Raw genomic sequence first — 9,520 nt, 5'->3', positions numbered from 1 at the left:
GAGGTGCTCGGCGAGATCTATGTCGTGGACCACGTGACAGACGGCGCGGTCGCGCTGCGCCGCGCGCTCGACGAGCGCTACGACGTGATGCTCGTGGATCGCCGGTTGCCCGGACTGGACGGGGCGAGCCTGGTGGAGGCGGTCCGCACCGCGCGGATCACGACGCCCGTGCTCATGCTGACCGCGCTCGGCGCGATCCAGGACCGGGTCGAAGGTCTGGACGCGGGCGCCAACGACTACCTCACGAAGCCGTTCGACTTCGACGAGCTGCTCGCGCGGCTGCGGGCGCTGCGCCGCGGCTTCCAGGCCGAGGGCCGGCGCAGGGCGATCGGGGAGTGGACCTTCATCCCGGACTCCTGGGTGCTGCATGCGCCGTCCGGGGCGAGGGTGTCGCTGACCGCGACCGAGGCGGCATTCCTCGAATTCCTGTCCGCGAGCCCGGAGCGCGTGTTCAGCCGCGAGGAGATCCTGCGCGGAGTGTTCTCCTCGGCGGACGGGGTCGGCACCGTCGACACCTATGTGCACTACATCCGGCGCAAGACCACACCGGAGATGATCGACACCGTGCGCGGGCGCGGCTACCGTGCGGGGGATCCGGCATGAGCGGATCCGCGGACCGGGATCGGGTGCGGCGCACGGCCCGGCAGATCGGGCTGTGGACCGGCGTCGCCTCGGCGGTCGTGATCGCCGCGGGGGTCGGCATCCTCGTCGCGGTGATCCTGGCGACCTCGCGTCCGCAGGGCGACGACCGGGGCGCGGTGGGCCCCGGTCCCGGCGCCTTCGCGGTCGGCAACCCCGACCACATCGTGGTGGACGTGGATCGGGTGGTGCCCTGGGTCATCGTGCTGGGGGCGGCGGGCGTCGCGCTGCTCGGCCTGATCGCGTGGCTCACGGCGCGACGCGCGGTCGCGCCGCTCGAGGTCGCGCTGCGGGCGCAGCGGGACTTCGTGGCCGATGCGAGCCACGAGCTGCGCACTCCGCTCACCGCGTTGTCGAGCCGGGTGCAGATCCTGCAGCGCCGCGTCGCCCGCGGGGAGCGCATCGACGACGCGCTGGAGCGGCTGCGCGGCGACACGGCGGCGATGGACGACATCCTCACCGAGCTGCTCCTCGCGGCGCAGGCGGACCAGGGGCCGGTCCCCGCGGCGGCCTCGGATGCCGCGGTCGCGGTGCAGACCGCGGTCGAGCTGATCCGTCCGATCGCCGAGGGCGCCGGCGTCGAGCTGCGGCCGGACGTCGGTCCCGGCATCCGGGTCGCGGTGCCGGAGGTGACTCTGACCCGGCTGTGCACCGCGCTCCTCGACAACGCGGTGCAGCACGCGCCCCGGGGCACGCCGGTCGCGATCGTGGTCGCCGCGGGCGGCGGTGCGGCCCGCGGTCTCGCGGAGTTCCGGGTCGTCGATCGTGGCCCGGGCGTCCGCATCGAGGATCGGGAGCGCATCTTCACGCGCTTCGCCCGAGGTCCGGAGACCGGTCGGCGGCGCGGCTTCGGGCTCGGTCTCGCGCTGGTCCGCGACGTGGCGACGCGCTACGGCGGGTCGGTCGGCATCGAGAGCACCTCGGAGGCGGGTGCCACGTTCCTGCTCCGCCTGCCCCTGGCACTCGGCTGAGGAGCGCCCGGCCGAGGAGCGCCCAGCCGGGATCACTCACCTGAGGAGGGCGAGCTCGTCGGCGACGGCGACCTCCACGCCGTGCGCCCAGCGCCGGATCCGGCCATCCGGGGCGATCAGCATCCCAGAGCAGTCCGGGGCCGCGCGCAACCAGGCGAGGTCGTCGAACCCGGCGACCACGGCGATCGTCGCCCAGGCGTCCGCATCGCTCAGGCGCTCGGCGATCACGGTCGCGGTGGGGGCGTCGACCACGGCGCTCCCCGTGCGCGGGTCGACGATGTGCGCGCCCCGCTCGGCCGGACCGGAGGTGGCGACGGCGCCGTCGCGCAACGGCACCGTGGCGCGCAGTGCGCCGGGGCGGAGCGGATCCGCGATCCCGACGTTCCAGGTCCAGTCCGCGTCCGGCGCGGTGAGCAGCTGCATGTCGCCGCCCGCGGAGAGCCCGACGGCGATCACCCCGCCCTCGACGAGCAGCGGGGCGAGGTGGCGGGAGGCCGCGCGCTCGACGGCCCAGCCCTTGACGTAGCCCGTGGGATCGAACCAGCCCTGCCTGTTCGCGTCGAACCGGCGGCCGCTGTCCGAGGCGAGTCGCACGCACGCCTCGCCGACCTCGAGGATCCGCGGGTCCGCGTCCTCGGGGTGCAGCACTCCGTCGCGGAGCCGGGAGATCTGCGAGTCCGTACGGAACGGGGAGAACAGCGCGTCCAGCTCGTGCAGCTCGTCGAGCGCGGCGCCCTGCGCGGCGGCGATCCGCGCGGCGACGGCAGGATCGGGGGAAGCCGTCGCGGTGAGCACGTGCGCGCTCGCCACCGTGCCCATGAGCGCGGCGGTGCGTACGTGGCGGTGCGGCGGGGCCGCGGGAGGCGCGGCGGCGCTCATGCCTTCGCCTGGTCGATCGCGCTCTGCAGCGACCGGGTGTACCCGTCCGAGGTGAATGTGGCGCCGGAGACCATGTCGATCTGCGCGGACTGGGCGCTCTTGGTCTCCGAGACCAGGATCGGGATGGCCTGCGCGTTGATCTGCTCGTCGCGGCGCTCGGTGTTCGGGTACTGCGGCACCGACACGTCGGTGATCTGCCCGCCCGACACGGTGATCGCGACCTGCACGGCGCCGTAGCGCGTGTCGACGGCCTGCCCCGTGAAGGATCCGTCCTTGAGACCGGACGAGGTCGTCGAGGAGCCCGTGGACCCGGACGAGGAGGATCCGGAGGCCGCTCCCGTGCCGGACCCCGTGGAGGACGAGCCCGTCGGCGTCCCTGAGGCGGTGCCGCCCGTGCTCGTCCCGGGGGAGGATCCGGACGCGCTCTTGGTCGTGCCGGCGGTCCCCGTGGTTCCCGTCGCACCGCTCGCGGCCGGCGCGACGACCTCGAGCGAGGTGCGGTAGCTGAACAGCAGCACCAGTCCCGTGACCGTGGCGAGGATGGCGTAGACGATCTTCTTCATGATTCTCTCGCTCTCGGATCCGACACCCGCCGCTCAGACGGCGAAGGCCTCGCTGTGGATGCGTTCGGCGGGGACGCCGGCGGTGCGCAGATCCCGGCGGATGCTCTGCATCCAGGGGAGCGGCCCGCACAGGTACACGTCGTACAGGGACAGGTCCCCGGCGATGCGCTGCAGCAGCCGAGCGCCGTCCCACTCGGCGTGCGACGCGGGCACCCAGGTCGTGCCCGCGTCGGCCCTGCGGCCGTGCAGCGTGTAGTGCACGAGTCCGCGGGACATCGCGAGCCGGTCGATCTCCGCGCGGCGCAGCCCGTGGGCGGCGGAGTGGTCGCGCGTCACGAGGATCGCCTCGCCGGGCGCGTAGGGCTCGGACTCGAGCAGGGCGACGAGGGGTGCGACGCCGGCGCCGGCGCCGAGCATGAGCAGGCGGGATCCGCTGCGGCGCTCGCCGGTCATGTGACCGTAGGGGCCCTCGACCATGACCCTCGTGCCGGGGCGCAGCTCGGCGAGACGATCGGTGCCGTCGCCGATGCGGCGGGCCGAGATGACGAGCTCGTCCCCGGCGGGGTCGGCGGCGAGCGAGAACGGGTGCCCGCGCGTCCAGCCGGGCCCGTCCAGGAATCGCCAGATGAAGAACTGCCCCGCCCTGGCGCGGAGGCGGTGCACGTCGCGGCCGGCGACGCGGACCGAGATCCCGTCCCGCCCGTCGGGGGCGACGGCGACCACGCGCAGTCCGTGGCGCGCGCTGCGCAGAAGCGGAACGGCGACGCGGAACCACAGCACGCATGCGGCGGTGACCGCCCACAGCGCCCACCAGTAGAACGTCGCGCCGGCGGACGCGGTGAAGTCAGCCCCCGTCCACAGCATGTGCGGGATCGCGAGGCCCACGCCCAGGTAGCCGTACAGGTGCAGGAGGTGCCAGGACTCGTAGCGCAGCCGGCGGCGCGCGCGGCGGATCGACGTCGCGACGACGAGGATCAGCAGCGCGGTCCCCGCGGTCGCGAGGAGCATGCCCGGGTAGTCCCAGACGAAGTCCCACGCCTGCACGAAGACGTTCGTGCGTGCGGTGATCGCGTAGCCGGCGGTGATGAGCACCAGGTGCGCGAGGAGCAGCCAGAACGACCAGAAGCCCACGAGGCGGTGGAGCCGTGCGATGCCGTCCCGCCCGAAACCGCGCTCGAACACCGGCACCCTGGCCATGAGCAGGACCTGGTAGAGGAGCAGGTTCGCCGAGACGAGGCCGGTCAGCCGGCCGAGCGTCGTGAGCGTGTCGCCGTCGACCGCGAGCAGCGACTGCACGCCGGCGCCGCTCACCCACAGCGCGAGCACGAACAGGCTCGTCGCCCAGATCAGCGTCACCGCGGCCAGACGCCAGAGCACAGGGCGCAGCCGGCGCCCACGGGCCGCGACGAGCGGCCCGGCGGGAGCGAGGGGGGTGAGCGTTGCCATGGCACCATCGTCGGCGCGGGTTTGACAGAGAAGCCCAAGAATCGGCCGCCTTGAGCGACGTCATAGGGAACTCATCGGATCCGATCGGATCCGCGGCGCTGGCGCGGGTCCGCATCCCGGGGCGATGTCCGGACCTCACGGCATGATGGTCCCATGACGGCACTCCTGAGCGAACGGCTCCGCTCGCACCGGCTCACCGCCCCCGCCCGCACGCCCGTCGCCGCCGCCCGGCACATGCTCGCCGTGCAGGGCCAGGAGTTCATCGCCGGACGCTGGGCGCTCGGCGTCCGCTCGTCCGGTGCGCCGACGCTCGCCGCCGTCGATGCGGCGTTCGATCGCGGCGAGCTCGTGCGCACCCACACCATGCGCGGCACGCTGCACGTGATCCCGGCGGAGGACGTGCGCTGGGTGCTCTCGGTGACCGGCGATCGACAGCTCCGGCAGGACGCGAGCCGGCAGCGCCAGCTCGGCATCGACGACGCCCTCGTCGCCCGGGTCGAGTCGGCGTTCCGCGAGCGTCTCGCCGACGGAGGGCGGACGAGAGCGGAGCTGTTCGACGACCTCGCAGAGATCGGCATCGACCCCGCGGGCCAGCGCGGGGTGCACGTCCTCTACGCCCTCAACGTGCGCGGCATCCTCGTGCAGGGGCCGGTCGTGCACCGCGACGATGCGGTCTCGCGCGAGCAGCTGTTCATGCTCGGCGAGGAGTGGCTCCCCGAGACCGTCCCGCCCGCGGATCCGCTGGCCGAGCTGTTCGTCCGCTACGTCGACGGGCACGGGCCCGTCACGGTCGACGACTTCGCCTGGTGGTCCGGTCTTCCGATCACCGTGGCGCGCGAGGCCGTCGAACGCGGGCGGGCGAGGGTGACGGAGAAGGAGGAGGGGGTGTTCGTCGGCGCGGTCCGCCCGCGTCGTGCCGCCGGGGCGGACGACGCCGCGACGTTCGCGCTGCCCATGTTCGACGAGTACTACATCTCCTACGCCGACCGTTCGGCGGTGGCCACGCCGGAGAGCATGGCGCTGATCGGCCCCGGCAAGAACGGCATGGTCCGCGCGAGCCTGCTCGCGGCGGGTCGCATCGCGGGGGCCTGGACGCACTCGGCGGCGGTCGGCCGGCACCGCGACGAGCCGATCCCCGAGCTCCTCGGCGAGCAGCCGGCACCGGATCCCGCCGCCGTGGCCTCGGCCCTGCGCCGCTACGCCGACTTCGTGACGGCGCACTGACGGTCGCCCCGGCCGCGGGCCGCGGCGTCAGAACTCGGCGGAGAACGCGCCGTCGGACTTGAGCAGCTGACCCGACACCCAGCGTCCTTCGGGGGAGACCAGGAAGTCGACGAGCGCTGCGACATCGGCCGGGCGCCCGAGCCGCCCCTGCGGGGTCAGGCCGGCGAGGTGCTCGCGGACGCCCTCGTCCATCCAGCCGGTGTCGATCGGCCCCGGATTCAGGACGTTCGCCGAGATCCCGCGGGCTCCGAGCTCTCGGGCCGCGGAGATCACGATGCGGTCCAGCGCGCCCTTGGACGCCCCGTACGGCAGATTCCCGGTCACGTGGTCGCTCGTGAGGGCGACGATCGCCCCGCCCTCGGGAGCCGCCTGGCGTGCGAACGCCGCGATCAGCAGGAGCGTGGCGCGCGCGTTGACCGCGACGTGCCGATCGAAGCTCTCCGCGGTCGTGTCCAGGATCCCCGACTCGACGTCATAGGCGTGGCTCAGCACCAGCGCCGTGATCGTCCCGTGCGCGCGCACGACCGCGGCGATCAGCTCCTCTGGGCCGTCCGCGGTCGACAGATCCGCCGGGAGGTCCGCATCGCTCAGGTCGCTCGTGACGACGGTCCAGCCGCTCTTCCGGAGGCGCGGCACGATCCCCGCCGCGATGCTGTCGGCGCGCGCGGCGCCGGTGACGAGTGCGAGGGGCATGCCCCCACGCTACTGGGCCGCGTGCCGGTCCAGGAAGGAGTACACCTCGTTGTCGTCGACGCCGGGGAACGCGCCGCGGGGGAGCGGCGAGAACATGTGCGTGTGCACCCTGGCACTCGGCCAGGCCTTGCTGCTCCAGCGCTCCGCGATGCCGGCCGGGGGGCGGCGGCAGCACGCCTCGTCCGGGCAGGTCGACTGCGCGCGGTCGGTGCTCTCCCTGCCGCGCCACCACCGGGCGTCGTCGAAGGGCACGCCGACCGTGATCGAGAAGCCGCCGCCGTCGGTGGATCCGGTCTGGGTCGAGCACCAGAAGGTGCCGGACGGGGTGTCCGTGTACTGGTAGTGCTCGGTGGTGCGGTTGCGCTGGCTGAAGGCGGCCCGTGCGGAGAACTTGCGGCACACGGTGAGGCCCTCGACGGATCCCGTGACGTCCATCGGCAGCGGCAGGTCGTCGTTCTCGTACACGCGGGTGAGCGCGCCGGACTCGTCCACGCGCAGGAAGTGCAGCCGCATGTCGAGGTGCGTCGTCATGAGGTTGGTCATCCGCATGCCTGCGGCCTCGTGGGTCACGCCGAACGCGTCGCGGAAGTCCTCGACCGCGAGGTTGCGGTCCTTCTTCGCCTGCTGCAGGAACGCGACGCCCGCCGTCTCCGGGATGAGGCAGCAGGCCGCGAAGTAGTTGATCTCGAGCCGCTGCTGCAGGAAGTCGGCGTAGTCGGTGGGCGGGGTGTGCCCGAGCAGGCGGTGCGCCATCGCCTGCAGCGCCATCGAGCGCAGGCCGTGGCCGCCGGGGATCGACGCCGGCGGCAGGTAGATCCGGCCGTGCTCCAGGTCCGTGACCGAGCGCGTGGAGTGCGGCAGGTCGTCGACGTAGAGCAGCTCGAAGCCGAGCTGCTCGGCCATGATGCTCACGGTGCGGTGGGTGAGGGCGCCCGAGGAATGGCCGGCCGCCTTGAGCTGCTTCTCGGCGAGCGCCTCGATGTCGGGCAGGTGGTTGTCGAGGGCGCGCATCTTGAGGCGCAGCTCGGTGTTGGCGCGTCGCGCCTCCTCCGGCGTGGCGATCGCCTCGCGCTCGCGGCGGTGCAGCTCGCGGTGCAGACCCAGGATCGACTCGATCGTCTCGTCGGGCATGCCCTTGTTCACCCGCACCGGCGCGATACCGAGCTGACGGAACACCGAGCTGGACTGCGCGCGGTCGAGCTCGATCTCGAGCGCGGCGCGGCGGTTCGGCGGCTCGCCCGAGATGAGGTCGCTCACCTCGGTCCCCGTCGCGTTCGCGATGGCCTGCAGCAGAGAGAGCTTCGGCTCGCGCTTGCCGTTCTCGATGAGGCTGAGCTGCGAGCCGGCGACGCCGACCGCCGCGCCCAGCTCGTCCAGCGTCATGCCGCTGCGCGTGCGGTGGTGCCGGATGCGATGTCCGAGGGTCGTGAGCTCGAGTCCTGAAGCCATGCTTTTGATCCTAGCGAAAGAATTGGGGTTCTTGAAGCCATCAACGGCCCAAAGAGTGCCGAATACTCGCGCAGAATGGTCACAACGCCCCAGGATTTAAGGAGCAGACATGGCTATCGCCGAGACGTCCACCCCGCGGACCACCCACCTCGCACCCGTGCGCGAGTACGGTGCGGCCCCCGAGTACGACACGCCGGCCTTCGCCGCGCTCAGCGCCTGGGTCGAGGAGATCCGCGCCCTGACCCAGCCCGACCGCGTGCACTGGATCGACGGATCCGCCGCCGAGAACGACGCCCTGCTGCGCGAGCTCGTCGACGAGGGCAAGCTCATCAAGCTCAACCCGGAGTGGCGCCCCGGCTCCTACCTGGCCCGCTCGCACCCGAGCGACGTCGCTCGCACCGAGGGTCGCACCTTCATCGCCTCCGAGAAGGAGATCGACGCCGGTCCCACGAACAACTGGGCGGATCCGAGCGCGATGCACGCGAAGATGGACGAGATCTTCGAGGGCTCGATGCGCGGTCGCACCATGTACGTCGTGCCGTTCTCGATGGGGCCGGTCGGCGGTCCGATCTCTCAGATCGGCGTGCAGGTCACCGACAGCGCCTACGCGGTCGCCTCGATCGGCATCATGACCCGCGTCGGCGCGGCCGTCGTCCGCGAGATCGCCAACGGCGCCCCGTGGGTGCGCACCGTGCACTCCGTCGGCGCTCCGCTCGCCGCCGGCGAGGCGGACACCACCTGGCCGTGCAACGACGAGAAGTGGATCGTGCACTTCCCCGACACGCTCGAGGTCTACTCCTTCGGCTCCGGCTACGGCGGCAACGCGATCCTCGCGAAGAAGTGCTTCGCGCTGCGCATCGCCTCGGTCCTCGCCAGGGACGAGGGCTGGATGGCCGAGCACATGCTGCTCATCCGCGTCGTCTCGCCCCAGGGCAAGGCCTACCACGTGGCCGCCGCGTTCCCGTCGGCGTGCGGCAAGACCAACCTCGCGATGCTCCGCCCGACGATCCCCGGCTGGAAGGTCGAGACGCTCGGCGACGACATCACCTGGATCCGCCCCGGCGCGGACGGGCGCATGCGCGCGATCAACCCCGAGGCCGGATTCTTCGGCGTCGCTCCTGGCACAGGGGAGTCGACCAACGTCACCGCGGTCGAGACCCTCTGGGGCAACACGATCTTCACGAACGTGGCGCTGCGCCCCGACGGCGACGTGTGGTGGGAGGGGCTGACCGACGAGGCGCCCGCGAACCTCATCGACTGGGAGGGCAATGCGTGGACCCCGGAGTCCGGTCGTCCCGCCGCCCACCCGAACTCGCGCTTCACTGTCTCGGCGGCGCAATGCCCGCAGATCGCGGAGGACTGGGAGGACCCCGAGGGCGTGCCTCTCGACGTGATCCTCTTCGGCGGCCGTCGTGCCACCAACGTCCCGCTCGTGGTCGAGGCGACGGACTGGAGCCACGGCGTGTTCCTCGGCGCGACCATCTCGTCCGAGCGCACGGCCGCGGCCGAGGGCACGCTCGGAGAGCTGCGCCGCGACCCGTTCGCGATGCTCCCGTTCTGCGGGTACAACATGGGCGACTACTTCGCGCACTGGCTCAAGATGGGCCGTGCGGTCCGCTTCGACAAGGCGCCGCGCATCTTCCAGGTGAACTGGTT

At 72.5% G+C, this 9,520-nt stretch carries 9 protein-coding genes; 4 read left to right on the top strand and 5 right to left on the bottom strand.

From position 1 onward, the window contains the following. On the top strand, positions 1 to 603 hold a 603-nt coding region (locus B7X32_RS14655), incomplete at its 5' end, for a response regulator transcription factor (RefSeq protein ID WP_292721065.1). Next, on the top strand, positions 600 to 1,610 hold the full coding sequence (locus B7X32_RS14650; protein WP_292721062.1) for a HAMP domain-containing sensor histidine kinase: 1,011 nt from the start codon (positions 600 to 602) through the stop codon (positions 1,608 to 1,610). The genes B7X32_RS14655 and B7X32_RS14650, both read left to right, overlap by 4 nt. 36 nt (positions 1,611 to 1,646) lie before the next feature. On the opposite strand, the gene B7X32_RS14645 is transcribed toward B7X32_RS14650, so the two are convergent. Genes B7X32_RS14645 through B7X32_RS14635 form a run of 3 tightly spaced genes read right to left on the bottom strand, consistent with a single transcriptional unit; the run spans position 1,647 to position 4,498 of the window. Further along, positions 1,647 to 2,489: an FAD:protein FMN transferase gene (locus tag B7X32_RS14645; RefSeq protein WP_292721060.1), complete on the bottom strand. Its 843-nt coding sequence runs from the start codon at positions 2,487 to 2,489 to the stop codon at positions 1,647 to 1,649. Then, positions 2,486 to 3,052: an FMN-binding protein gene (locus tag B7X32_RS14640; protein WP_292721058.1), complete on the bottom strand. Its 567-nt coding sequence runs from the start codon at positions 3,050 to 3,052 to the stop codon at positions 2,486 to 2,488. Before B7X32_RS14640 ends, B7X32_RS14645 begins: the two co-directional genes overlap by 4 nt. A gap of 33 nt (positions 3,053 to 3,085) precedes the next feature. Continuing rightward, positions 3,086 to 4,498, bottom strand: a complete 1,413-nt coding sequence (locus B7X32_RS14635) for a ferredoxin reductase family protein (protein WP_292721055.1) — start codon at positions 4,496 to 4,498, stop codon at positions 3,086 to 3,088. Between the two features lie 153 nt (positions 4,499 to 4,651). On the opposite strand from B7X32_RS14635, the gene B7X32_RS14630 reads away from it, so the two are divergent. Beyond that, positions 4,652 to 5,722, top strand: coding sequence for a winged helix DNA-binding domain-containing protein (locus B7X32_RS14630; RefSeq protein WP_292721052.1), 1,071 nt, complete (start codon positions 4,652 to 4,654; stop codon positions 5,720 to 5,722). 27 nt (positions 5,723 to 5,749) lie between these two features. Here B7X32_RS14630 and B7X32_RS14625 read toward each other — a convergent pair whose 3' ends face one another. Both B7X32_RS14625 and B7X32_RS14620 read right to left on the bottom strand, forming a co-directional pair. Next, entirely contained in the window at positions 5,750 to 6,415 is a 666-nt protein-coding gene (locus B7X32_RS14625; RefSeq protein WP_292721049.1) for an SDR family oxidoreductase, read from the bottom strand. A 9-nt stretch (positions 6,416 to 6,424) separates the two neighbouring features. Next, complete coding sequence (locus B7X32_RS14620) at positions 6,425 to 7,864, bottom strand: XRE family transcriptional regulator (RefSeq protein WP_292721046.1); 1,440 nt, start codon at positions 7,862 to 7,864, stop codon at positions 6,425 to 6,427. 109 nt (positions 7,865 to 7,973) lie between these two features. Between B7X32_RS14620 and B7X32_RS14615 the strand changes: the two genes are divergently transcribed. Next, positions 7,974 to 9,520 (top strand): phosphoenolpyruvate carboxykinase (GTP) (locus tag B7X32_RS14615; RefSeq protein ID WP_292721043.1); only part of this gene is annotated, 1,547 nt, incomplete at its 3' end.

It is taken from the genome of Microbacterium sp. 13-71-7, from assembly GCF_002257455.1.
Lineage (GTDB): Bacteria > Actinomycetota > Actinomycetes > Actinomycetales > Microbacteriaceae > Microbacterium.
Note: the sequence above shows the minus strand (reverse complement) of the source record. Positions and strands in the feature narration are given on the sequence as shown.

Bases quoted from the DNA above. Each gene is read 5' to 3' on its own strand.
- B7X32_RS14650 (WP_292721062.1), top strand. From the start codon at position 600: ATGAGCGGATCCGCGGACCGGGATCGGGTGCGGCGCACGGCCCGGCAG.
- B7X32_RS14645 (WP_292721060.1), bottom strand. From the start codon at position 2,489: ATGAGCGCCGCCGCGCCTCCCGCGGCCCCGCCGCACCGCCACGTACGC.
- B7X32_RS14640 (WP_292721058.1), bottom strand. From the start codon at position 3,052: ATGAAGAAGATCGTCTACGCCATCCTCGCCACGGTCACGGGACTGGTG.
- B7X32_RS14635 (WP_292721055.1), bottom strand. From the start codon at position 4,498: ATGGCAACGCTCACCCCCCTCGCTCCCGCCGGGCCGCTCGTCGCGGCC.
- B7X32_RS14630 (WP_292721052.1), top strand. From the start codon at position 4,652: ATGACGGCACTCCTGAGCGAACGGCTCCGCTCGCACCGGCTCACCGCC.
- B7X32_RS14625 (WP_292721049.1), bottom strand. From the start codon at position 6,415: ATGCCCCTCGCACTCGTCACCGGCGCCGCGCGCGCCGACAGCATCGCG.
- B7X32_RS14620 (WP_292721046.1), bottom strand. From the start codon at position 7,864: ATGGCTTCAGGACTCGAGCTCACGACCCTCGGACATCGCATCCGGCAC.